This is a genomic window from Streptomyces sp. NPDC001194 (assembly GCF_042896985.1).
In the GTDB taxonomy this organism is placed as follows: domain Bacteria; phylum Actinomycetota; class Actinomycetes; order Streptomycetales; family Streptomycetaceae; genus Streptomyces.
Genome location: NZ_JBIAXU010000004.1, coordinates 256,024 through 276,353 on the forward strand (window position 1 = coordinate 256,024; position 20,330 = coordinate 276,353).

Here is a 20,330-nt window from a genome sequence, read left to right on the forward strand (position 1 = left end):
CCCTCGCGCCGGGCCCGAGCGCCTACGCCGGGCCGTCCAGGACGTGGCGGACCCATACGTTCGGCTCCACGTACGCCGCGTAGCCCTGTTCGGCCTCGCAGCGGACCGGGGCCAGCGCCCCCGGCACCCGCACCGGACCCGTCGTGTCGAAGGGCAGCCCGGTCCACTCCCGCCACTCGGCGAGCGAACCGGTGATCGTCATCGACAGCGGGGCCACCGAGTCGATCACCGCCCCCGCGCGGACGTGGACCCGCAGCCACGGGTCGTACGGGAGTCCGTCCTCGCGCGTGCGGTACGCGTACTCCTCGATCGGGGTGTCCGGCTCGGCCGGCTTGCCGCTGGGCCGGACGGGCGCCACCACCTCGGCGAAACCCCGGGCGCGCGCGTTCTCCCGCATCGCGGCCAGCATCCGGCCGGACAGGCCCTCGCCGAGCCGGTCGGCGGCGACGGTGATCTCGATGGCGCTCACCGTGTCGGGGGCCACCCCGCGCCGCAGGTCGGAGAAGGCCCACAGGAGGACCTGGTCCCAGCCCCGCGCGGGCAGCACCCCGTCCCGGCCGGGCGCGTGCCGGGCGAAGGGCACGCTGAACCCGCGGGCGACCACCGCATCGCCGTCGGTGGCGACCAGGACGTAGTCGGCCAGCTCCTTGACCATCCTCGGGTAGAGGAGCCAGGCGACCGAGTCGTGCTGGGCGAACTCCGGCCAGGTGTCCTTCATGTCCCAGAGGCGCTCGGCGAGTTCCGGTCGCCGCGCGAGGGTGGTGATCTTGATTCCGTCCATGGCCGCAGGGTAGGTCGGCGCAGCGGCGCGCTCCAGCGATTTAGGCCGGGGCCCGGAGCGAGCGCAGCCGGCGCACGGCCTCGCCCAGCTCCGCCGCGCCCGAGACCCCGGCGAAGCTGAGCCGTACGTACGGACCCGGCGGTTCCGCGCAGAAGTACGGGCGGCCGGCGGCGACCGCGACCCCGGCGCGCAGGGCCGCCGCCGCGAACGCGGCGTCGTCGTCGCCCTCGGCCATCCGCGCCCACAACTGGTAGCCGCCCGAGGGAAGGTGGGGCAGGGTCAGCCCGGGCAGCTCCCGGCGCAGCGCGCCCGCGAGCAGATCCCGCCGGTGGCGCAGCTCGGCGGCGACGGACCTCAGGTGGCGGGGCCAGGCGGGCGCACCGACCAGCTCCAGGGCGGCTTCCTGGAGCGGCCGGGACACGAAGAAGGAGTCCACGATCTGGATGGCCCGCAGCCGGTCCAGCACCGGGCCCCGGGCGGCGAGCGCGCCGACCCGCAGGCTGGGCGAGGTGGCCTTGGTCAGGGACCGGACGTGGACGACCACCCCGTCGTGGTCCTCGGCGGCCAGCGTCGGGGGCAGCGGACCGGCGTCGTCGTGGCCCAGCGCCCGGGCGTAGTCGTCCTCCACCACGAAGGCCCCGGCGGCCCGCGCGATCCGCAGCACCTCGGCCCGCCGCCCGGGGGCCAGCACCGCGCCGGTCGGGTTCTGGAACAGCGGCTGGCATACGAAGACCCGCGCGCCGGTCGCCTCGAAGGCGGCGGCCAGCAGCTCCGGCCGGACCCCCTCGGCGTCCACCGGGACGGGCACCGGCCGGCATCCGGAGGCCCGGGCGATGGCCAGCAGCCCGGGGTAGGTCGGGGATTCCACGAGGATCGGCGCCCCGGGCGATGCCAGCGCCCGCAGGGCGGTGGTGAGCGCGCTCTGCCCGCCCGCGGTGACGAGCACGTCGGCGGCTCCGACGGCCCCGGCCGCCCCGCCGATCTCCCGGGCGAACCAGTCGCGCAGCTCGGGCAGCCCCTCCATGGGCGGCCGCTCCCAGGCCCCGGGGCGCCGGCCGGCCCGGGCCAGCGCCGCGGCCATCGCCCGCTCGGGCTGGATGGAGGGGTGCAGGTAGCCGCTGTTGAGCCCGATCACCCCGGAGGGCGGAGCGGCCAGGCAGGCCAGCACCCCGGAGGCGTCCACCGAACGCGGGACCACCTCGCCGGCGCCCTCCGCGCTCAGGGCGACCTCCTGCCAGGAGGTGTCCCCGGGCACGGGCTCCGCGGTACGCGGCAGGGCCCGGAACACCCCGGCGCCGGGCCGGGTGACGACCAGCCCCTCGGAGGCCAGCTGCGCGAGGGCGCGGGAGACGGTGACGGGGCTGACCCGGTAGCGCTCGACCAGGGCCCGGCTCGACGGGAGCTTTCCACCCACCGAGTAGCGGTCGAGCTCTGACCGCAGGGATTCTGCCAGCTCCGCCACACTGCTACGCTCGTACATGACAGCACAGAATAGCGCTACTCCTCATACGGCGATAGCGGTGGAGCACCCCGCGCACCGGTCCGGACCCGGCGGGAGCGGCGGTCACGGCCGGCGCGGCGCTCGTGGCGGACGCGGCCGGCTCGCGGGGCGCGCCACCGGAGGCACCGCCCTCGCCGCGCTCGGCGTCATCGCCTTCTCACTGACCTTCCCCGCCACCGCCTGGGGCCTGGAGAGCTTCGGCCCCTGGTCCTTCGTCGCCGTGCGCAGCCTCCTCGCCGCGCTCATCGCGGGGGGCTTCCTGCTGGCCGGGCGGGTGCCGCTGCCCGCCCGGGCGCACTGGGCGGGCCTCGCCGTGGTCGCCGCCGGGGTCGTCGTCGGCTTCCCGCTGCTCACCACCCTCGCGCTGACCACCTCCACCACCTCGCACGCCGCCGTCGTCGTCGGCCTGCTCCCGCTCACCACGGCCGCCGTGTCCGCGCTGCGCACCGGCGCCCGCCCGTCGCGCCGCTTCTGGGGCGCGGCCGTGGCCGGGGCCGCCGTGGTGCTCGGCTTCACCCTGGCCCAGAGCGGCGGCGCCCTCTCGGCCGGCGACGGCTACCTCTTCGGGGCGCTGCTGGTGTGCGCGGCGGGGTACACCGAGGGCGGACGCCTGGCCCGGGTCCTGCCCGGGTGGCAGGTCATCGGCTGGGCGCTGGTGCTGTGCCTGCCGCTCAGCCTGGCCGGCTCCGCGCTGGGGCTCGCGTACGAACCGGTGCACCTGACGGGCCACGGACTGGCGGGTCTCCTGTGGGCGGCGGCCGGCTCCACCTTCCTCGGCCTGTACGTCTGGTACCGCGGGATGGCGGAGATCGGCGCCCCGCGTGCCAGCCAGCTCCAGCTCGCCCAGCCCCTGCTGACCCTGGTCTGGTCGGTGGCGCTGCTGGGCGAGCACCTCTCCCCGGCCGCCCCGGCCGCCGCCTGCGCGGTCCTGGTCTGCATCGCCGTGACCCAGCGGGCCTAATGCCGGCAAATCGCCGTAAAATGCTGTCACCGGATTCAGACCGCCTCCGAGGAGGTCAGCAATGCGCGCGACCGAGGGCGACCAGCTGGTGCAGCACGGCAGGATCGTGGGGCAGCACGACAAGGTCGGTGAGATCACTCAGGTACTCGGTGACAACGGCACCCCTCCCTACCGGGTCCGTTTCGAGGACGGTCACGAGGCAGTCATGTCTCCGGGCCCCGACTGCGTCGTCAAGCACCCGACGGAGCCCACGCACTGACCTCACCCACGCGACGCGGCCGGCCCGGCCCCCCGCGTCACCTCGGCGGCACGGCCGTCGGGTAATGGTCGTCAACGACCCTGGCCATCGCACCATTGGGGTCCGCGACCACCTGCTTCGCCGAGAAGTAGACGTGGCCGCGGACCTCGGGGTAGTCACGGGCGAACGTCAGGTGCTTGGACAGCTCCTTCGGATCGCGCCAGGCCGCGGTGGCGCTGTTGCGGTCGCAGCGGTAGAGGGCCTCGCCCACGTACAGCGCCACGTCGGTGCCGGCGACGGTCTTCGCCCACCAGGGGACGATCTTGGCGTAGTCGGCGGTCGGGTGGCCGATCTGCCAGTAGACCTGCGGCACGATGTAGTCGATCCAGCCCTCCCGCACCCACTTGCGGGTGTCCGCGTACAGGTCGTCGTACGTTTCGACGCCCGCCTGGGTCGGCGAACCGAGCGGATCCCGCTCGCTGTTGCGCCAGACCGCGAAGGGGCTGATGCCGAAGCGCGCCGCCGGGCGGATCGCCCGCACCCGCTCGGACATCTCGCGGACCAGCGCGTCGGTGTTGCCGCGCCGCCAGTCCGCGCGGGAGGCGAAGCCGGCGCCGTGGCGCGCGTACGCGTCGTCGTCGTCGAACGCCTCCCCCTCGACGGGGTACGGGTAGAAGTAGTCGTCCCAGTGCACCCCGTCCACCTCGTACCGGGAGACGGCGTCGAGCATGGCCTCCTGCACGAAGGCCCGCACCTCGGGCAGCCCGGGGTTGTAGTACAGCTTCTTGTTGTAGGCGACCGTCCAGCCGGGGTTGCGCCGGGCCGGATGGTCCGCGGCCAGCCGGCCGGGGTCGGTGTGGTTGGCGACCCGGTACGGGTTGAACCAGGCGTGCAGTTCCAGCCCCCGGGCATGGGCTTCGGCGACCGCGGTGCCGAGCGGGTCCCAGCCGGGGTCCTCTCCCTGCTCCCCCGTCAGCCACTGCGACCAGGGCTCCCGGGCCCCGGGCCACATCGCGTCGGCGGCGGGCCGGACCTGGAGGATCACCGCGTTGAGGCGGCGGGCGACGGCGGTGTCGAGGAGGCGGATCAGCTCGTCGCGCTGGTCCGCGGCGTCCAGCCCGCTCTCGGAGGGCCAGTCGACGTTCTCCACAGAGGCGATCCACATCGCGCGGAACTCGGCGCCGTCCTTGCGGCGCGGGCGGCGGCCCCGGTCCGCCCGCGCGGGAGCCGCCCCGCCCGTCGCCGCCAGCAGCCCGGCGGCCCCCGCCAGGAGCCCCCGACGCCCGATGTACCCCATGTGACGACCCCGTTCCGTTGCGTGACAGTGCCCTGCATCTGACAGCATGCCCGCCCCGGCCCCCCGGCAGGGTCAAGGTCGGGGGTAACGTCGTGGGGCGTGGCGGGCGCCGGAACGCAGTGACACTGCGCAGCACGGGGGACCCGCCGACGGATGAGCAGCGAAAGGCACGAAGTGACTGACCTCCCTTCCGACATCACCCGGGTCGGCGTAGTGGGCTGTGGCCAGATGGGTGCGGGCATCGCCGAGGTGTGCGCCCGCAGCGGCCTCGAGGTGAAGGTCGCCGAGACCACCGGCGAGGCCCTGGAGATCGGGCGCACCCGGCTGCACAACTCCCTGACCAAGGCCGCCGAACGCGGCAAGATCAGCGAGGAGGAGCGGGACGCCACCCTGGCCCGCCTCACCTTCACCACCGATCTCGGCGAGTTCGCCGACCGTGACCTCGTCATCGAGGCCGTCGTCGAGAACGAGCAGGTCAAGACGGAGATCTTCCAGGTCCTCGACCAGGTGATCACCCGCCCGGACGCGATCCTCGCCTCCAACACCTCCTCGATCCCGCTGGTCAAGCTGGCCGTCACGACCTCGCGGCCCGACCAGGTCATCGGCATCCACTTCTTCAACCCGGCCCCGGTGCAGCAGCTCGTCGAGCTGATCCCGGCGCTGACCACCAGCGACGAGACCGTCAAGCGGGCCGAGGCCCTGGTGGCGAAGGTCCTGGGCAAGCACGCCATCCGCGCCCAGGACCGGTCGGGCTTCGTCGTCAACGCGCTCCTGGTCCCGTACCTGCTGTCGGCGATCCGGATGTTCGAGTCCGGCATCGCGAGCCGCGAGGACATCGACAACGGCATGGAGCTGGGCTGCGCCCACCCGATGGGCCCTCTCAAGCTCTCCGACCTGATCGGCCTGGACACGATCGCCTCGATCGCCGACTCGATGTACGCGGAGTACAAGGAGCCGCTGTACGCCGCTCCCCCGCTGCTCCAGCGGATGGTCGACGCGGGCCGCCTGGGCCGCAAGACCGGATCGGGCTTCTACCCGTACTCGTGACCTGCAACAACGCTCGCTACGGCCCTCCGTGGAGCGCGTCAGCGTGACCAAAATTCGAGGCCATCGCCGACCAACGGCGATGGCCTCGGAAGATCCATAAGTGACCCAGGGAGTGTTGAGGGAGTTTCAGTGGGAACTCGCGCTCATCCACTCGTCAATGGCAGTGCGTCCGCGCTGGCCCCTGTCAGGCATGAAGTGCGCGTAGATCCGGAACGTGATCTCCGGACTGCTGTGCCCCATCCAGTGTGACAGGGACACCGGGTCCTCGCCAGCAGCCAACTGCACGCTGGCGTAGGTGTGGCGGAAGCGGTGATGCATCTTCTCGCGAGAGGGCTCCCAGCCGTCATCCTCGTCCCGCGGGGAGATGAGCCCAGCTGCAGCCAGGGCCGGTTTCATCGTCTTGGAGTTGTAGATACTCGGGTTGATCCGGTTCTTGTGCGCGGTCGTCACCAAGAGCGGGATCCGCAGCTCCTTCCGGCCGTCGTTCCCCGGGCCCAGCCAAGGGAGTGTGACCTCGATGGACTCGAACTCTTCCGCGTGAGCACGCAGGGCCTTCAAGAGGGCGTCGGACGCCGGGATGTCCCGCTCCTTTTTCCCTTTGGGCAGCTTGAAGTAGGGGCGCGAGCTGTTCTCCCAGAGGAGCTGCCTCCGCAGGTGGATCATCCGTCGGCCTTCGTCGATATCCTCTGGGCTGATGCCGATGACCTCTGCCTGGCGAAGGCCGGCTCCGACACCCAGGTCGGCGAAAACTTGGTAGCGCCGCGGAAGGCCGGTCCGGATGGCATGGACGTTGGCCGCCGTCCAGGCGCGGGCCTTCGTCTCTCCCTGTTTGGGTGGACGGACATCCGCCTTGGCGACAGCGCAGGGGTTCCTCGGAATGCGCGTGCCGACCGCCGACTTGAACACCGTGCTCAGGTGATTCCAGATCACCGAAATCGTTGTGTCCTCAAGCCCGCGCCCACGGAGTTCTGCCCGCCACTGGATCAGATGCTTGTCCGCGATTACGTTCAGAGGCTGCCGCCCCAGAGAGCTGTCGACAATGTGACGCCAGATCTTTGACTTCATGGGGATCGCCGTGCCGGTGGGGTCGCTGCGCGAAGGCCACCACTCATCCTTGATGTAGGCAGCCAGGGTAATGGCGCCTTCGCGGTCGTCGATGAACTCCTTGCGCTTGCTGTCGATGATGGCCTTGGCCATCCAGACCTTGGCGTCTTCCAGCGACTCAAAGCTGCGGTCCCGCACTCCGGGGATGCCGCCGACCCTATAGCGGGCGCACTTCTTGTACAGGGCGGTACGCTCCCGCCGTCCTGTGGCCTTGTCGGGACGCTTCTTCAGCCAGCGGTCCTCGATGTAGCCGGCCACGGCCACCCCTCTCCGTTGAGGTCGTGCAGCCGGACGCGCAGGATGCGCTCGGTAACGCCCAGCTCGGCCGCGGCAATGCGGACGTCATCAGCCCACTGGGCGACGGCTGCGAGTTCTGAGATTGCGATCAACTTCCTGGCGGCAAGCGTGTCTGCCCGGCGTTCCTGAGGAATCACGAGGGGATGGCACGCATCAAGCCCGACGCCACAGCCAAGATCGTCTGCCAACGCATGCTCTAGCTCATGGGCGAGAACGCAGCGCTCCTGCACGGCTGAGAGTCCGACGGCGACGACGATTTTACGGTGGACGGGAGACCAGGCTCCCCACGTGTCTCGCAGATGGACTCGGACGACTGGTATCCGCAGCTGCTCAAGCTCCGCCAACGGCGAATAGGACATACGACCCCCACGTCAGTGATCGCGTGGGAGGCGTCGTTGAACACTCTTTGTACACCGTTTGACTACTGTCGCGGAAGTAAACGATCCGAAAGTTACGCCTGATTCCTGTCCGGCAGCCGCTTGTGACGCAGCGTCATGCGGCGCCGCTCGCAGGCTTCGGCACTCAGTGCCCGTTCTCCTCCATGGCCCGGAGGATCGCCTCCGCGTCATCGGAGGGAACGCCTTCACCCAGAGCATGCGGACGGTACGCCGCCAGCCTGAATGAGGCTTGGGTCGCGCGATGAGGCACCGAGTCGATCAGATGCTGGACGGCCGCGTCGAACTCGTCGCGCGCCTTCGAGGATGCGCCAAGCGAGCTGCAGAGCCGCCCAAACTCGTAGACGCGCGGCATGAGCTCAAGCACCTGGGACGGGGTTCCACCGCTGGTCACGCGCTCGCCAGCCGAAGAGCTTGCCGCGGCCGGGATGGGGTCGGCACCATCCAGGATGCTCTGGATACTCTCCGGCTTCCAGCCGTGCCCGACTGCGATCTTCACCAGCGTTGGCGGCTGGTGACGGCTCGGCACGTCCCCCTTCTCGGCGTTGTAGACGGCCTTCTCCGAAACGCCGGCCTTGGCGGCGAACTCTGCGCGCGTGAGCCCCTCGAGCTCACGCGCGTTCCGGAAGAGGCGCCCGAGCCTCCTCCACGCTTCCGGGTCGCGGTTCATGGTCTCCAGTCTCCACGCAACGACAAGCAACGCCAGGCAACAAGCTAGCAAGATCCGGCACCTAGTGACAGGCAGGAACAGGCCGCTGACCTGCGAAAGCTCAATCTTGCCGAATCTTGCTCACGCATGCCTTGACTTGCCTGCCGAATCTTGCCTAATCTTGCGATGTGCAAGCGGAACGAAACCGGATCCGCAGACAGCGCATGGAAAGCGGCTTCAGCCTGACGTGCTTCGCCCGGCTGATCGGCGTCTCTCCTGGCTGGCTTTCCCGGATCGAACGAGGACAAGGCAATCCAGGCCCTGACCTGCTCAGACGGATAGCTCTCCGATTGCAGGACGAGCGGCAGGCACGAGCAGCGATCGCCGCACTCACCGATACAGACGAGGGAAGTGATGAACGAAACCCCGGCGGCTGAGGCCGCACCGATCTACCTGACCGTTCCTCAGCTGGCCGACAGGTGGGAGACCACCCCGAACGCCATCTACACGGATCGGTCCCGCCGGCGGGGGAACTACCCGCGCAGCTTCCGGCTCCGCGGCAGGGTCGTCTTCCTCCTCAGCGATGTCCTCGCCCAGGAGAAGGCGCACCAGATGGCGGACTCCCGCTTCAACCCCGAGCTCGACCCGACCCTGCGGGCCTCCGAGCCGAAGCGCTACTCCCCCGCCGCCGCCTAGCTGCGGCTATGCGGCCCCGACCGCCGGTCGCGACACCGCCGGCCAGGGCCTCCCGATCCACCCCTCACCTGCAAGCACATGCAAGGAGAAGAGGAACGATGTCGAACAGTATTGCCGGAGACCCGGCACCCGTCATCACCGGCAGCGTGTACATCGCCGCCGAGCGAGCCCACCACGAGGAGCGTTGCGACCGCTGCCGCGCCCTCACCGAGTCCGCCGCCGCCTTCGCCGCCGCCAACGGTGCCTCGATGGCCCGCCGCGACCGCAAGCAGCTCGGTCTGGGCAGCCTCTCCGCCCGGGAGGCCGGTGAGTCTCGTGGCTGACATCATCGCCGGTGATCCGGCTCCCACCAACCCCACCGCCCGCGAGCGACTGGACCTGCTGCTGACGGGGACGCACCCGGTCGCCCGAGGCGAGGCACTCGACGCCTACCGGGCCGAGGTGCAGGCCGAGCTCGCCGAGTGGCTGGTCAAGAAGGCCCACGAGTACCACAGCCTGCGCGGCAAGGAGAATGCCGCTCGCGTCGAGGTGCTGTGCCGGATGGCCGACAAGATCAGGCGTGGCGCGGTTCGCCCGGCCGCCACGACCCCGGACCCGATTTCCTACGGCCCGCGCGGCTACCGCTGCGGCTGTGGCAAGGACGCCCACTCGAACCTCGTGCCGTGTACTCCGGACCCGAAGGACGTTGCGGAGGCTGAGGCTGCCCAGCGTTCGGTCGACGCCCAGTTCCCGATCGTCGCGGCGTTCCTGAACGAGGGCGGTGAGTCCCGTGTCTGACGTCCTCCCCGCCGACGTGTCGTCCGCGTCCGTCGCCGCTCTGGCCCCGGCGCCGTCCATCGCCCGCCTGGATGTGCCGGCTGCAGATGTCGCGCTCCAGATGCTGCTGGCCCGCCCGCCGGCCGGTCACACCCCCGAGTTGCAGCCCGCCATCTGGTACGAGCGCGTTTTCGACGCCCTGGCCTGCGCCCACCCCGAGAAGTGCACGAAGCCCAAGACCCTCGGAGGCCAGCCGTGAAGCTCCTGACACCGATGACGGGCCCGCTGATGGCGCAGGCCGACGAGGGCGGGCGCGCAAAGGTCTGCCGCGCGCTCACCTCCCTGCTGGGGGACCGCGCTCGTCGGGTCCGGGTCACGCCGGTCATGTGGGACGTGGACGGCAGCCCGCAGATGAAGCGAGTCGTTCTGCTCCTGGATGGGCTGGGTCGTGAGATCCCGACGCCGAGGGGAGGCCACCACGAGGTAGTCCGCATTCTGTGGCTGGGGCTCCCGAAGCAGTGGCTCGACACCGCCTGCGAGTACGACGTCAGCTCGGGTGAGCTGCACCGGTACGACCCGCCGATCCCCTGCTTCCTGCGGCAGGTGGCGTGATGGCCCGCATCGAGACGGTCACGTCGGTCCTGCTGTCCGATCCGCCGCCGGTCTTGGTGGCGCCCGCTCTGCTGCGAGGTCTCGGCCTGCTGGAGCGGGATGTCGACCCGGACTTCGCAGACACGCTGGCCGCCGGCTACGTCGAGTCCCCCGACGAGTGGATCGCCCGGATCGGCGGCCGGTCATGACCCTCCGCCGTATCGCCGCCCTGGACGCCCTCGCGGCCCTGCTCTTCGCCACCATCGCCCTCGTCGGGCGCCGCTACCTCAGGGGGAACCGTGCCTGAACAGACGCTGGACCGGTATCCGGTCATCGTCGAGACCCGCGAGAAGTACGTCATCTGGGTCGAAGCCGAAAGCCAGGAAGACGCCGTGAAGACCCTGTCGGACGACAGCGAAATCTACGAGCTCCTGATCCCCGAGCACCGCGCCCCCGAGGGCTACGACTACAGCGTCGACCCGGTGGACGACTGGAACTGGGCATCGGACGTCTACCACTACAGCCGCAAGCTCGGGCCGCAGCGGGGCTGCAACGAGTGCCGAGCGTCAGGCCTCGACCTCTACACCTACGTCCCGCACGCCGAGAACTGCTCGCGGAAGGCGGTGGACTCCGATGGACGCTGACGCCCTCCTCACCGAACCGCCCCTCCCGCCGGGCGCCTGCTGCGACACCGCGCCGTGCACCTGCCAGGGTGACCCGTTCTGGCAGCAGCAGATCGACGAGCACGTCGCATCCCGCGGCCAGCACGCCGACCCGGCTGCCTGCGGTACCTGCCGAGCCGCTGTCAAGTCCGGCAAGAAGGTCGAGCACGACGAGTGCACTCGTAAAGCGCTACTCATCCAGCCGCCGGACATGCCCGGCTGGGAAATCCTGATCGAGATGACGGAGCAGGAGAAGGCCGACCTGCCCGCCCGCTTCCACCTGCCGGTCTTCGATAGCTGCGGCAAGCCCAATGCCTGGCTCTGCTCTGTCTGCTGGGGCGACGCTTGGGTGACCGGCTGGCCCTGCAAGACCGCCGTCAAGCACGGTGCGCAGGTATTCACCCCGGATCACGCAGCCACGCTGCATGAGAAGCGGCAGCTGGCCTTGATCGCCGAGCTGGAGTCCGTCCTCGCCGAACGGGATGAGCAGATCGCCTACCTCCTCGCCGCCGAGCCCACCCTCGGCGACGACCAGCCGGGAGTACCCGCATGAGCGACGAACTGATCCAGTTGCGCGCCGAGGTCGCCCGGCTGACCGCCGAGCTCGACAAGTACGTCGGCAAGGAGCCCACCCTCCGCGACGAGATGGCCTACCTGAACCGCTGCCTCGACGCCGTGTACGACCTGTGCCGCGAGGCAGACAAGGACGGCAACACGGCCGACGGGAGGTTCACCCCGGCCGCGGTCCGGCAGGCCGCTTCGGGCGAGCGGGACGACGACCCGAACGACCGGCGGCGACGTCTCTACCTCGACGGCAACGGCCAGGGGTGGGTCGAGACCAGAAGGGGCTTCATCACCCAGATCGAGCCCGTGTGGAGCGGCGAACCGATCGGCAACATCCGGGAGAAGACCGGGGAGATCCACGAGATCGGCAGGACCTGGTGAGCCTCGCCGACATAGTCCGCCCTCACGGCCGTCACCGTGCGGTCGATGAGGTGGCCCGGCTGCGGACCCTGAACCTGTCGCTTCTGGTCCTGCTCTGGCACCTGATGCGACGCCTGGTAGAGGCCACCGCCGCCCGGGACGCCGCAAACGCGAAGGTCAGCTTCCTGGGCGAGGTCGCAGCCCAGGCCGCCGAGGCCACGCAGCGAGCGGATCGCCTCGAGGCCGAGGTGATCGCACTCCGGGCCCAGCTCGCCAACAACCGCAAGGCCGGCTCGCTGGCCGCCCACCCGGCGGTCACGGATACGCAATGGATCCCGGTCCTCACCCTGCCCGACGCTGCCGCAAAGGGGGCCCTGCGATGAGCTACCGCTCGGTGACCAGCTTCGTCGTCGACTGCGACGTCTGTCTCCGCTCCCTGGAGACCGGCGACCTGGTGGCGCTCTTCGCCACCACCTCCGAGGCCGACGAGCAGGCCGACGCCGGGGACTGGACCAAGACAGCGACCGGCCATGTCTGCCCCCGCGAGGACGTCTCGCACCGCCTGGCCCGCCACCAGCAGGTCGTCGAGGAGGTTCCGTCATGACCGTCCGTCCACCGATCGTCGGCGCAGCCCTCTGGACCGCCGTCATGAAGAACGCCAAGGACCGCTGCGAGTGCCAGGGCCCCTGCGGCAAGAAGCACGACCCCGACCGCACCCGCAAGCAGCAGCGATGCCCGGTCCGCAACGGCGACCACGTCAGCAAGATCGGCCTGATCGTCCTGATCGCGATGCCGCGGGACCCGATCAACGAGGGCGACTTCGCGACCGCTGCTCAGCTCCCCGCCAAGCGCCTGGCCGCGATGTGCAGGCCCTGTCACGACGCGGTGCTGAGCAAGATCCGCAGGGCCGCGAAGAAGCTCGCCGCAGGAGACGCGCTCTTCGACACCGAGGAGTACCGCGTCGCACCGCCGACGGCCGGAGCCGCCTGAAAGCTGCCGGGCCGGCGGATGACACCGGCCCCCGAGCCCGGCCACCAACCACAGCCCCGGACGGGTACACCGCCCGCCCGCGGCCGACCACACCCTCGCCACGGAGATCGCCATGTCGAACACCCCCAGCATCCCGCCCGAGACCGCCCGCCACGTCCTCGCCCACTTCGGCCACGGAGGCGTCAGGTCCGGCCGGTTCGGCGAGCAGCTGATCACCCTGATCGCCGGCGCCGACCAGCAGAACGCGGCCCGACTCGCCGACGCCTTCCCCGCCGAAGCCGAGGCCGTCCGGATGGCCCAGTACGACAGCGACGGCATCGCCAAGCTGCAGGCCATCGCGAACGGGCGGGCCGCCGCGTGACGCTTACCTTCCCTTCCGGCGCCGTGGTTGTTCTGGGGCCGGACCCGTCGCCCGAGGAGTGGCATGGCGTGCGGGCTACCGGCTTCGGCGGCAGCGACCTCCCCGCGATTGTCGGCCTCAGCCCGTACACCAGCCCGACGGAGATCTGGCTTCGCAAGACCGGCCAGACCGTGCCCCGTCAGGACAACCCAGTGCTGTCGGAGGCAGCAGAGATGGGCCACGAGCTCGAGCCGGTGGTCGCCCGCCGCTTCTCCAAGCAGACCGGCCTTCCGGTCATCGAGAACCCGGGCACCCTCCGCCGGCCCGACAAGCCTCACATGATCGTCAACCTGGACCGGGTCACGATCGAGAACAACGACATGGGCGTGGTCGAGCTCAAGACCCGCTCCTCCTACGCCCTGAACGACTGGCTCGACGAGACCCCCATCGACACGACCGTGCAAGTCATGTGGCAGCTCGCAGTCACCGGCTGGCAGTTCGGCTACACGGCCTGCCTCATCGGCGGGCAGCGGACCATCGTCCACCGCATCCAGCGGGACAACGACCTGATCGCCAACCTCGAAGCAATCGCAGACGAGTTCTGGGGCTGGGTCCAGTCCGGCACCCGTCCGCCGCTCGACGGCAGCCACGCCACCGGCCAGCTCCTCGACCGGCTCCACGCCGACCCCGTCGACCAGATCGTCGTCGCCGACGCGGCCGAAGTCGAGAAGTGGCTGGCGATCCGCACCTCCGCCAAGGAGCAGATCGCCGCCGCGGACATCGCGCTCACCGAGGCAGAGAACCACCTCAAGGCCATCGCCGGCGACAGCACCGACGTCCACGTCCGCGGTGAGCTGGCCTACACGTGGCGCCGCCGCAAGGGCCAGATCTCGTGGAAGTCCGCCGCTCTCGCCCTCGACCCGAACCTCGACCCCGAGCCGTACCGCGGTGCTGACACCCGCGTCCTCAACGTCCCCCAGGAGTCTCAGTGAGTACCGCAGCCAGCAACGCCGTCGCCCGCCGCGCCCAGAACGTGGGCCAGGTCGAACAGGCCGGCGAACAGCCGAAGCCGACCATGGCCCAGCAGATCGAACGGATGAAGCCCGAGATCGCCCGGGTCCTGCCGAAGCACATGGACGCCGACCGGATCGCCCGGATCGCCCTGACGCTGATCCGCAAGAACCCCGACCTGGCCAGCTGTACTACCGAGTCGTTCCTCGGTGCACTGATGACCTGCTCACAGCTCGGCTTCGAACCGGGCTCGCCGACGCAGGAGGCGTACATCATCCCGCGGAAGGGTCAGGCCGAGTTCCAGCTCGGCTACCAGGGCATGGTGACGCTCTTCTACCAGCACCCGATGGCCGCGTCACTGAAGGTCGAGACCGTTTACGAGCGGGACTTCTTCGAGCACGAAGAGGGCCTCAGCGAGAGCCTGGTTCACCGCCCGTTCCGGGAGGGCCCCCGCGGGAACCCGGTCGCCTACTACTCGGTCGCCTCGCTGGTCAACGGAGCCAAGACCTTCAAGGTCATGTACCCAGCCGAGATCGAAGCCCGTCGGCAGAAGTCCTCCGGATCGAACTCGCCGGCCTGGCGAAACCACTACGACGAGATGGCCAAGAAGACGGTCCTCCGCAACCACTTCAAGGCCCTGCCGAAGTCCGCCGCACTGGCCCGAGCGATGGCCCACGACGAGACCGTCCGCACCGACGTCGAGCCCGACGCGATCGACGTCCCGCCGGAGTACCTCCAGGAACCGCCGGCCATCACCGCCTAGCAGCACCCGGGCGGCCCGACCCCAAGACGGGCCGCCCACCCCAAGCAGACCAGATCCGGGAGGACTCCGCCATGACCCTCACCCCCGCCGAAGCGCGCGAGCAGGCCAACAAGCAGCTCGCCGCCCTGTACGCCGGCGTCACCGACTGGACCGAAGCCACCTACGACCAGGCGATCGCCGCGATAGCCAGCGACAACCAGCCGTTCTCCATGAACGACATCAGGATCGTCTTCCCCGGCAGCGAGCACCACCAGGCCGGCCTGTACTTCCACAGCCTGCTCCTCACCCGGTCCCCGCAGCTGCTCATCAGGGTCGGCGACGTCACCTCCATCAACGAGAAGGCGCACGGCAAGCGTGTCAACACGTACCGGCTGACGGTCACCGGGTCCAAGTTCCTCGAGATCCGCCGGGACGCGCGGGCTGCGAAGAACCGGCGCGAGCAGGCTCGGGCGGCACGACGGGGCGCGGCGTGATGGGCCCCTACGAGTGGGCGCTGATCTTCGCTATCGCCGGGATCCTCGCCGTCGGCGGCTGGCAGTTGACCCGCCCCGCCAGCAAGGAAGACGACGACCAGGAGGCCTGGGAGAAGTCGACCACGGCGAAGCGCACCGAAGAAGACGTCCGCCGCGACCTTGCCGACGCCAAAGCCCGCCTCGAGGTCGCCGAACTGTACGCGATCTGGCCCGACCCGCCCCAAAGCGCACGCCAGATCCCCCACCAAACCCGCCGCAGCCCCCGGACGGAGGAAGACCAGTGATCCGCAAGCCCCCGGCACACGGAACGCCAGCCCGCTACCAGGGCAACCGAACCGGCACCCGGCCGCCCTGCCGCTGTAGGCACTGCAAGAACGCCCACAACCGGGCTGGCCAGCTGCGCGCCCTCGCCCGCATTGAAGGCCGACCGCCGCGCGTCCCCTCCGGCCCGACCCGCGACCACGTGCATCACCTCCTCGCGGCCGGCATGAGCCGAACGCAGATCGGCATCGCCGCCGGCGTATCCCGATCGATCGTCACCAAGATCTCGAAGAGCACCTCGCCGAAGCTGAACCGAACGACCGCTGACAAGATCCTCGCCGTCAAGCCGCGCATCGTCCGAATCTCGGATCTGGTGCCGGCAGTCGGAACCCGCCGCCGGCTCCAGGCCCTCTACGCCATCGGCCACGGGGCGCTCGCCATCGAAGCGGCCACGGGTCTCACGGGCAGCAGCATCCGGCGGATCCTCTACAGCCGGTCGGACACAGTGACCGCGGCAACCTACGACGCCGTGAAGCGCGGGTACCGGGCACTGTGCGCCAGCCCCGGGCGGAACCAGACCGTCAAGAACCGAGCCCGCAGGAACGCATGGCCCGGGCCGGCGGCCTGGGGCGACGACATCGATCACCCGGGCGCCCGGCCTGAGACCGGCCCCGCCTACGCCCCGCCGGCCGCCAATGGTCGCGACTCGATGCGCATGGCCGAGCTCGAACACCTTCTCGGTCTCGGTGAGTCCGAGACGGCGATCGCTAAGCAGATGGGCGCCAGCGAGGCCTGCATCCACGACCTCGCCGTCATCATCCGCAACCGGAAGAAGCCCGCCGGCTACAGCGCCGCGGCCTAGCCCGCACCCACCACCCGCACCAGCCAGAGAGAAGACGACGCATGCCGAGCCGGTTTGAGTTCGAGAGGGCGGTCCGCAGCAGCGAGCTCGCGCCACTGTCCCGGCTGCTCGCGCTCACCGTCGCCACGTGGGCCGACGTCCGCACCGGCGTCATCCCCACCCACCTGCAGCCGTCGCTCTCCACCCTCGAAGCCGCCACTGGGGTCGTTCGGGCGACGGTCCGCACTCACCTGACGAAGCTGGAGAAGGCCGGCTGGCTTGGCCGGAAGCGGCCCTCGGTCGCCAAGGCCCGGTCGGAGAAGGCCCGAACGCAGTACACGCTGCTCATTCCCAAGGGCGCGGAGGTGCCCGATTCGGACGGGATTGAGCTAGGGCAGGAGATGTCCAACGCTAGGGCAGGAGGTGCCCTAGACGATCGAGGGCTAGGGCAGGAGATGCCCCAGGCTAGGGCAGGAGATGCCCCAGTACTAGGGCAGGAGATGACCCCCTCTAGGGCAGGAGCTGCCCTCAGTAGTTACCTAAGTCCTAACGGACCTAAAGACGTACAACCCCCTGCCGCTCCCGCCGACGATCTGCCGACCCGAATGCTCACCAAGTGGTGGGAGCAATACGGCCGGCAGACAGCCCAGGGCAGGACCAGCGTCCGCACCGCCATCGCCGGCGCCCTCGACAACGGCCTCGAACCGAACGTCCTGTGGCAGGCCCTCGTCCGCCTCGGCGACCTTTCCAAGCCGATCACCGGCGGCACCCTCCAGTTCGCCCTCGCCGAACTCCGCAAGGCCGCGACGGGATCGAACGTCGTCCACCTCCCGAACGGCCAAGCCGTCACCGGCACCGACGCCAAAGTCGCCGGCTGGGCCGCCCTCGCCGCCAAACTCGCCGCCGAAGACTCTGAGGACTCCGCATGAACCGCACCGAAGCCAGCGTGCTGCTCGGCCACTGCGCCGCCTTCGACAACCGGCAGCCATCCGAAGCAGCGGCCACCGCCTGGGCCTCCGCCCTCAACGACATCCCCCTCGACGCCGACACCAAGGCCGCAGTCGCCGCCTACTACACAACCCCGCCCAAGGACCCGGACCAGCGGTTGTGGATCCTGCCCCACCACGTCCGCACTCTCCGCTCCAAGATCCGGTCCGCACGGCTCGAGAACTTCCAGTACGAGCCGATCGAAGGCGAGTCCACCGCCGAGTACCTCGCCCGCTACCGAGGCCAGGTCCAGGCAATCGCTTCCGGCCGGGTGCCTGCCCCCGCCAGCCGACTTGCTCTAGAGGGCGGCCCGTCCGGCCGGTTCATGCGGGAGCTCGAAGCCCGCGGCTGGCAGGGCAACCGGATGGTCGACGGCGATGAGCGGCCCGTAGAAGCCGAACTCATTGACGAGGTACGCCGGTCCGGCCCGCTCGGCGTTGCCTGCCCCACCTGCCAGGCCGCCATGGGACACCCCTGCAAGAAGCCCGGAGGCTCCGAGAAGCAACCGATGGGGAAACCCCGCTCCACGCCCCACACGGCCCGCCTCAGGGCCGCCAGCGGACGCAGCGAGCAGACGCCCGAGCAGCGGGCTGCCGAGGAACAGCGCATCCACGCCATGTCCGCCCGGCACCTCGCCCGCCAGCAGGCCGAATCCGAGATCCCCGACATCGAGATCGTCGAATCCGAAGGTGAGGCGTTGTGAGCGAGGTCAGCCGCGAAGACATCGCAGCAATGATCAAAGAGGGCAGCCTCCGGGACTTCCTCCGCCTGCAAATGACCGACGCCAAGCTGCCCCGGCAGACCGGACGGCCCGCCCGGCCCCCCAACCCTCCCGGCCACGTGGTCGGCGCCTGGCCGGCAGGTAGTCGGCGGCCCGCGCCGATAGCCCCGCAACCGCCCGGCGCCTGGGCCGCGGCCCTCGAGCGCTACCGGGACTGGCTCGCCACCGCCTACCGGCCCGAGAAGCCCGAACCCGGACAGCACTGCCCCTGCGGCTGCACCCCGACCACCGCGAAGGAGACCCAGTGACCCAGCCCCGCTCCGCCCCAATGCCCGCCGCACTCCGTGCCGGCCGCCAGGCCACGCATCCCGCCCGGTCGATCCGCTGCCCGCACTGCTCCGCCGCTGAGGGAGCCCGCTGCACGACCCGCTCCGGCCGCATCACGAAGACCAAGCCGTGCCCCGCCCGATTGGCCGCCCACGCCATCGCCACCGCCGTCTGCCCCACTTGCCAGGTGCTCCAGACCTACCCCTGCCGCACCCCCGACGGCCGCCCCCTCGGAGACATCCACCCCGCCCGCCGTATCGAAGCCGGAGGAACCGCCGCATGAGCCCGGACCCGTTCTACGCCAGCGACGACGTCACCCTCCACCTCGGCAACTGCCTCGACATCCTCCCCACCATCCCCGACGCCAGCATCGACGCGATCATCACCGACCCGCCCTACGAAATCGGTATCGCCGGCCAGGCCTGGGACTCCACCGGCATCGCCTACTCCGCGCCCATGTGGACCGAATGCCTCCGCGTCCTCAAGCCGGGCGGACACCTGCTCTCGTTCGGCGCCCCGCGGACCTACCACCGCATGGCATGCGCCGCCGAAGACGCCGGATTTCGAATCATCGACCAGATCGACTGGATCTACACCCACGGCAAGCCGAAGGGAGCCGACCTGGCCCGGGCCATAGACCGGCACCGCGACGACCGCGAGCAGGTGCTGCAGGTGACCGCCTGGCTGGCCGCCGCCAGGGACGCCGCGGGCTGGACCAACCGGCGGATCGACGAACTGTTCGGCTACTCCGGCATGGGTGGCCTGTGGACCACCCAGGGCAAAGCTGCGATCGTCCCCACCGGCGAACAATGGACAACACTTCGCAACGCGATCGGCTTTGACGACACCGGCATCCTGCCGCTCATCACCGAGCTGAACGCCCGCAAGCGCACCGTCGGTGAGGCCTACGCCCAACGCGAGATTGTCAGCCGCAAGCAAGGGCCCGCCCGGTCAGCAGGCCTGTACGGCGCAATGACCGAAGACCGGATCGTGTCCCGGCCGCACTCCGAACAGGCGAAGGCCTGGGAGGGTTGGAACACCGCCCTCAAGCCGGCACACGATCCGATTCTTCTCGCCCGCAAGTCCACCGGCTACGACTCCCTCGTCGGCGGCCTCCTGCGTCACGGAGTCGGCGGTTTGAACGTGGCCGACTGCCCCGCGTCGGGTGGCGGCTACACCTCGAACGTGCTCCTCGGCCACGGCTGCTTGGACGGAAACTGCCGTCCCGGATGCCCCGTCCGGGAAGTTGACGCAGCCGCGCGCAGTTTCCCGGTGTTCCGGCTGGAGTCCAAGACGCCGGCCCGTGAGCGCGTCGAACACGACGGGGTTCGGCATGCCACCCCGAAGCCGCTGGCTCTCATGCGGTGGCTGGTGAGGCTCGTCACCCCGCCCAGTGGCGTCGTCCTCGATCCGTTCGCCGGCTCCGGAACCACCCTCGAAGCCGCGGCGATCGAAGGGTTCCAGGCAATCGGCATCGAGCTGGAGCCCGCCCATGGGGAGCTCTGCGTGATCCGTCTGGGTCAGGAGATCCAGCCCGTCCTGTTCGGCGACGCCTCATGACCGCCCTCGATCGGGTCCTGGCCGAGGAGTGGCCCGACGGCACCTTCGGCGGCCCGCGACCCACAGCGCCCCGCCGGTACGTGCCCCGCACCAGCCCCGCCGCCGCTGCCCGGCACTACGCCGACCTCGCCGCCGCCATCCGCCAACCGGCAAAACG

Annotated in this window: 33 protein-coding genes; 27 read left to right on the top strand and 6 right to left on the bottom strand. The window is 70.3% G+C overall.

The window, feature by feature from the left end:
• Positions 1-22: 22 nt before the first annotated feature.
• Positions 23-781: an N-acetyltransferase gene (locus ACFY1T_RS12375; RefSeq protein ID WP_390788067.1), complete on the bottom strand. Its 759-nt coding sequence runs from the start codon at positions 779-781 to the stop codon at positions 23-25.
• 40 nt (positions 782-821) lie between these two features.
• The gene (locus tag ACFY1T_RS12380) at positions 822-2,261 is read right to left on the bottom strand and encodes a PLP-dependent aminotransferase family protein (RefSeq protein ID WP_390788068.1); all 1,440 of its coding nucleotides are present in this window, start codon (positions 2,259-2,261) and stop codon (positions 822-824) included.
• Here ACFY1T_RS12380 and ACFY1T_RS12385 point away from each other — a divergent pair.
• Together ACFY1T_RS12385 and ACFY1T_RS12390 are read left to right on the top strand one after the other, a co-directional pair.
• Positions 2,260-3,243, top strand: a complete 984-nt coding sequence (locus ACFY1T_RS12385) for a DMT family transporter (RefSeq protein WP_390788069.1) — start codon at positions 2,260-2,262, stop codon at positions 3,241-3,243. The two genes, ACFY1T_RS12380 and ACFY1T_RS12385, sit on opposite strands and share 2 nt — an antisense overlap.
• A 61-nt stretch (positions 3,244-3,304) precedes the next feature.
• A complete protein-coding gene (locus ACFY1T_RS12390) occupies positions 3,305-3,502 on the top strand; it encodes a DUF1918 domain-containing protein (protein ID WP_376017510.1) in 198 nt (65 codons plus the stop codon).
• Positions 3,503-3,539: 37 nt separating this feature from the next.
• Here ACFY1T_RS12390 and ACFY1T_RS12395 read toward each other — a convergent pair whose 3' ends face one another.
• Positions 3,540-4,778 carry a glycoside hydrolase family 10 protein gene (locus ACFY1T_RS12395; protein WP_390788070.1) on the bottom strand — a complete coding sequence of 413 codons (1,239 nt, stop codon included), beginning with the start codon at positions 4,776-4,778 and terminating at the stop codon, positions 3,540-3,542.
• 153 nt (positions 4,779-4,931) lie between these two features.
• Here ACFY1T_RS12395 and ACFY1T_RS12400 point away from each other — a divergent pair, with 153 nt between their 5' ends.
• Positions 4,932-5,825 (top strand): 3-hydroxybutyryl-CoA dehydrogenase, encoded by an 894-nt coding sequence (locus ACFY1T_RS12400; protein ID WP_390788071.1) that lies wholly within the window; start codon positions 4,932-4,934, stop codon positions 5,823-5,825.
• A 126-nt stretch (positions 5,826-5,951) separates the two neighbouring features.
• On the opposite strand, the gene ACFY1T_RS12405 is transcribed toward ACFY1T_RS12400, so the two are convergent.
• The 3 genes from ACFY1T_RS12405 to ACFY1T_RS12415 form a co-directional block, all read right to left on the bottom strand.
• A complete protein-coding gene (locus tag ACFY1T_RS12405) occupies positions 5,952-7,187 on the bottom strand; it encodes a tyrosine-type recombinase/integrase (protein WP_390788072.1) in 1,236 nt (411 codons plus the stop codon).
• A complete protein-coding gene (locus ACFY1T_RS12410) occupies positions 7,157-7,585 on the bottom strand; it encodes an ImmA/IrrE family metallo-endopeptidase (RefSeq protein ID WP_390788073.1) in 429 nt (142 codons plus the stop codon). The genes ACFY1T_RS12405 and ACFY1T_RS12410 overlap by 31 nt, the downstream gene beginning before the upstream one ends.
• A gap of 163 nt (positions 7,586-7,748) precedes the next feature.
• Positions 7,749-8,291: a helix-turn-helix transcriptional regulator gene (locus ACFY1T_RS12415; protein ID WP_390788074.1), complete on the bottom strand. Its 543-nt coding sequence runs from the start codon at positions 8,289-8,291 to the stop codon at positions 7,749-7,751.
• Between the two features lie 167 nt (positions 8,292-8,458).
• Between ACFY1T_RS12415 and ACFY1T_RS12420 the strand changes: the two genes are divergently transcribed.
• The 24 genes from ACFY1T_RS12420 to ACFY1T_RS12535 all read left to right on the top strand — a co-directional run bounded on the left by ACFY1T_RS12420 (position 8,459) and on the right by ACFY1T_RS12535 (position 20,173).
• Positions 8,459-8,707 carry a helix-turn-helix domain-containing protein gene (locus ACFY1T_RS12420; RefSeq protein WP_390788075.1) on the top strand — a complete coding sequence of 83 codons (249 nt, stop codon included), beginning with the start codon at positions 8,459-8,461 and terminating at the stop codon, positions 8,705-8,707.
• Positions 8,685-8,966, top strand: coding sequence for a DNA-binding protein (locus ACFY1T_RS12425; protein ID WP_390788076.1), 282 nt, complete (start codon positions 8,685-8,687; stop codon positions 8,964-8,966). The genes ACFY1T_RS12420 and ACFY1T_RS12425 overlap by 23 nt, the downstream gene beginning before the upstream one ends.
• 98 nt (positions 8,967-9,064) lie before the next feature.
• Positions 9,065-9,289, top strand: a complete 225-nt coding sequence (locus ACFY1T_RS12430; RefSeq protein ID WP_390788077.1) for a hypothetical protein — start codon at positions 9,065-9,067, stop codon at positions 9,287-9,289.
• Positions 9,282-9,743 carry a hypothetical protein gene (locus ACFY1T_RS12435; protein WP_390788078.1) on the top strand — a complete coding sequence of 154 codons (462 nt, stop codon included), beginning with the start codon at positions 9,282-9,284 and terminating at the stop codon, positions 9,741-9,743. Before ACFY1T_RS12430 ends, ACFY1T_RS12435 begins: the two co-directional genes overlap by 8 nt.
• Positions 9,736-9,981: a hypothetical protein gene (locus tag ACFY1T_RS12440; RefSeq protein WP_390788079.1), complete on the top strand. Its 246-nt coding sequence runs from the start codon at positions 9,736-9,738 to the stop codon at positions 9,979-9,981. The genes ACFY1T_RS12435 and ACFY1T_RS12440 overlap by 8 nt, the downstream gene beginning before the upstream one ends.
• Entirely contained in the window at positions 9,978-10,334 is a 357-nt protein-coding gene (locus tag ACFY1T_RS12445; protein ID WP_390788080.1) for a hypothetical protein, read from the top strand. Before ACFY1T_RS12440 ends, ACFY1T_RS12445 begins: the two co-directional genes overlap by 4 nt.
• Positions 10,334-10,522, top strand: a complete 189-nt coding sequence (locus tag ACFY1T_RS12450) for a hypothetical protein (RefSeq protein WP_390788081.1) — start codon at positions 10,334-10,336, stop codon at positions 10,520-10,522. The genes ACFY1T_RS12445 and ACFY1T_RS12450 overlap by 1 nt, the downstream gene beginning before the upstream one ends.
• A gap of 90 nt (positions 10,523-10,612) precedes the next feature.
• The gene (locus ACFY1T_RS12455; RefSeq protein WP_390788082.1) at positions 10,613-10,957 is read left to right on the top strand and encodes a hypothetical protein; all 345 of its coding nucleotides are present in this window, start codon (positions 10,613-10,615) and stop codon (positions 10,955-10,957) included.
• The gene (locus tag ACFY1T_RS12460; RefSeq protein ID WP_390788083.1) at positions 10,947-11,528 is read left to right on the top strand and encodes a hypothetical protein; all 582 of its coding nucleotides are present in this window, start codon (positions 10,947-10,949) and stop codon (positions 11,526-11,528) included. Before ACFY1T_RS12455 ends, ACFY1T_RS12460 begins: the two co-directional genes overlap by 11 nt.
• Positions 11,525-11,920, top strand: a complete 396-nt coding sequence (locus ACFY1T_RS12465) for a hypothetical protein (RefSeq protein WP_390788084.1) — start codon at positions 11,525-11,527, stop codon at positions 11,918-11,920. The genes ACFY1T_RS12460 and ACFY1T_RS12465 overlap by 4 nt, the downstream gene beginning before the upstream one ends.
• On the top strand, positions 11,917-12,282 hold the full coding sequence (locus tag ACFY1T_RS12470) for a hypothetical protein (protein WP_390788085.1): 366 nt from the start codon (positions 11,917-11,919) through the stop codon (positions 12,280-12,282). Before ACFY1T_RS12465 ends, ACFY1T_RS12470 begins: the two co-directional genes overlap by 4 nt.
• Complete coding sequence (locus tag ACFY1T_RS12475; protein WP_390788086.1) at positions 12,279-12,503, top strand: hypothetical protein; 225 nt, start codon at positions 12,279-12,281, stop codon at positions 12,501-12,503. The genes ACFY1T_RS12470 and ACFY1T_RS12475 overlap by 4 nt, the downstream gene beginning before the upstream one ends.
• The gene (locus ACFY1T_RS12480; RefSeq protein WP_390788087.1) at positions 12,500-12,889 is read left to right on the top strand and encodes a hypothetical protein; all 390 of its coding nucleotides are present in this window, start codon (positions 12,500-12,502) and stop codon (positions 12,887-12,889) included. The genes ACFY1T_RS12475 and ACFY1T_RS12480 overlap by 4 nt, the downstream gene beginning before the upstream one ends.
• Positions 12,890-13,001: 112 nt before the next feature.
• Positions 13,002-13,250, top strand: coding sequence for a hypothetical protein (locus tag ACFY1T_RS12485; protein ID WP_390788088.1), 249 nt, complete (start codon positions 13,002-13,004; stop codon positions 13,248-13,250).
• A 23-nt stretch (positions 13,251-13,273) separates the two neighbouring features.
• Entirely contained in the window at positions 13,274-14,221 is a 948-nt protein-coding gene (locus tag ACFY1T_RS12490) for a YqaJ viral recombinase family protein (protein WP_390788089.1), read from the top strand.
• Entirely contained in the window at positions 14,218-15,003 is a 786-nt protein-coding gene (locus ACFY1T_RS12495) for a recombinase RecT (protein WP_390788090.1), read from the top strand. Before ACFY1T_RS12490 ends, ACFY1T_RS12495 begins: the two co-directional genes overlap by 4 nt.
• A gap of 71 nt (positions 15,004-15,074) precedes the next feature.
• On the top strand, positions 15,075-15,476 hold the full coding sequence (locus ACFY1T_RS12500; RefSeq protein ID WP_390788091.1) for a hypothetical protein: 402 nt from the start codon (positions 15,075-15,077) through the stop codon (positions 15,474-15,476).
• Positions 15,476-15,760 carry a hypothetical protein gene (locus tag ACFY1T_RS12505; protein WP_390788092.1) on the top strand — a complete coding sequence of 95 codons (285 nt, stop codon included), beginning with the start codon at positions 15,476-15,478 and terminating at the stop codon, positions 15,758-15,760. Before ACFY1T_RS12500 ends, ACFY1T_RS12505 begins: the two co-directional genes overlap by 1 nt.
• On the top strand, positions 15,757-16,599 hold the full coding sequence (locus ACFY1T_RS12510; protein ID WP_390788093.1) for a hypothetical protein: 843 nt from the start codon (positions 15,757-15,759) through the stop codon (positions 16,597-16,599). The genes ACFY1T_RS12505 and ACFY1T_RS12510 overlap by 4 nt, the downstream gene beginning before the upstream one ends.
• A gap of 584 nt (positions 16,600-17,183) precedes the next feature.
• Complete coding sequence (locus ACFY1T_RS12515) at positions 17,184-17,507, top strand: hypothetical protein (RefSeq protein WP_390788094.1); 324 nt, start codon at positions 17,184-17,186, stop codon at positions 17,505-17,507.
• Entirely contained in the window at positions 17,504-18,268 is a 765-nt protein-coding gene (locus ACFY1T_RS12520; RefSeq protein WP_390788095.1) for a hypothetical protein, read from the top strand. Before ACFY1T_RS12515 ends, ACFY1T_RS12520 begins: the two co-directional genes overlap by 4 nt.
• On the top strand, positions 18,265-18,594 hold the full coding sequence (locus ACFY1T_RS12525; protein WP_390788096.1) for a hypothetical protein: 330 nt from the start codon (positions 18,265-18,267) through the stop codon (positions 18,592-18,594). The genes ACFY1T_RS12520 and ACFY1T_RS12525 overlap by 4 nt, the downstream gene beginning before the upstream one ends.
• A complete protein-coding gene (locus ACFY1T_RS12530) occupies positions 18,591-18,896 on the top strand; it encodes a hypothetical protein (protein ID WP_390788097.1) in 306 nt (101 codons plus the stop codon). Before ACFY1T_RS12525 ends, ACFY1T_RS12530 begins: the two co-directional genes overlap by 4 nt.
• Positions 18,893-20,173 (top strand): DNA-methyltransferase, encoded by a 1,281-nt coding sequence (locus ACFY1T_RS12535; RefSeq protein ID WP_390788098.1) that lies wholly within the window; start codon positions 18,893-18,895, stop codon positions 20,171-20,173. The genes ACFY1T_RS12530 and ACFY1T_RS12535 overlap by 4 nt, the downstream gene beginning before the upstream one ends.
• Positions 20,174-20,330 lie beyond the last annotated feature (157 nt).

Coding starts and splice junctions, on each gene's coding strand:
- ACFY1T_RS12375 (WP_390788067.1), bottom strand. CDS start 781: ATGGACGGAATCAAGATCACCACCCTCGCGCGGCGACCGGAACTCGCC.
- ACFY1T_RS12385 (WP_390788069.1), top strand. CDS start 2,260: ATGACAGCACAGAATAGCGCTACTCCTCATACGGCGATAGCGGTGGAG.
- ACFY1T_RS12380 (WP_390788068.1), bottom strand. CDS start 2,261: ATGTACGAGCGTAGCAGTGTGGCGGAGCTGGCAGAATCCCTGCGGTCA.
- ACFY1T_RS12390 (WP_376017510.1), top strand. CDS start 3,305: ATGCGCGCGACCGAGGGCGACCAGCTGGTGCAGCACGGCAGGATCGTG.
- ACFY1T_RS12395 (WP_390788070.1), bottom strand. CDS start 4,778: ATGGGGTACATCGGGCGTCGGGGGCTCCTGGCGGGGGCCGCCGGGCTG.
- ACFY1T_RS12400 (WP_390788071.1), top strand. CDS start 4,932: ATGAGCAGCGAAAGGCACGAAGTGACTGACCTCCCTTCCGACATCACC.
- ACFY1T_RS12410 (WP_390788073.1), bottom strand. CDS start 7,585: ATGTCCTATTCGCCGTTGGCGGAGCTTGAGCAGCTGCGGATACCAGTC.
- ACFY1T_RS12415 (WP_390788074.1), bottom strand. CDS start 8,291: ATGAACCGCGACCCGGAAGCGTGGAGGAGGCTCGGGCGCCTCTTCCGG.
- ACFY1T_RS12425 (WP_390788076.1), top strand. CDS start 8,685: ATGAACGAAACCCCGGCGGCTGAGGCCGCACCGATCTACCTGACCGTT.
- ACFY1T_RS12430 (WP_390788077.1), top strand. CDS start 9,065: ATGTCGAACAGTATTGCCGGAGACCCGGCACCCGTCATCACCGGCAGC.
- ACFY1T_RS12450 (WP_390788081.1), top strand. CDS start 10,334: ATGGCCCGCATCGAGACGGTCACGTCGGTCCTGCTGTCCGATCCGCCG.
- ACFY1T_RS12460 (WP_390788083.1), top strand. CDS start 10,947: ATGGACGCTGACGCCCTCCTCACCGAACCGCCCCTCCCGCCGGGCGCC.
- ACFY1T_RS12465 (WP_390788084.1), top strand. CDS start 11,525: ATGAGCGACGAACTGATCCAGTTGCGCGCCGAGGTCGCCCGGCTGACC.
- ACFY1T_RS12475 (WP_390788086.1), top strand. CDS start 12,279: ATGAGCTACCGCTCGGTGACCAGCTTCGTCGTCGACTGCGACGTCTGT.
- ACFY1T_RS12480 (WP_390788087.1), top strand. CDS start 12,500: ATGACCGTCCGTCCACCGATCGTCGGCGCAGCCCTCTGGACCGCCGTC.
- ACFY1T_RS12485 (WP_390788088.1), top strand. CDS start 13,002: ATGTCGAACACCCCCAGCATCCCGCCCGAGACCGCCCGCCACGTCCTC.
- ACFY1T_RS12500 (WP_390788091.1), top strand. CDS start 15,075: ATGACCCTCACCCCCGCCGAAGCGCGCGAGCAGGCCAACAAGCAGCTC.
- ACFY1T_RS12505 (WP_390788092.1), top strand. CDS start 15,476: ATGGGCCCCTACGAGTGGGCGCTGATCTTCGCTATCGCCGGGATCCTC.
- ACFY1T_RS12515 (WP_390788094.1), top strand. CDS start 17,184: ATGCTCACCAAGTGGTGGGAGCAATACGGCCGGCAGACAGCCCAGGGC.
- ACFY1T_RS12520 (WP_390788095.1), top strand. CDS start 17,504: ATGAACCGCACCGAAGCCAGCGTGCTGCTCGGCCACTGCGCCGCCTTC.
- ACFY1T_RS12535 (WP_390788098.1), top strand. CDS start 18,893: ATGAGCCCGGACCCGTTCTACGCCAGCGACGACGTCACCCTCCACCTC.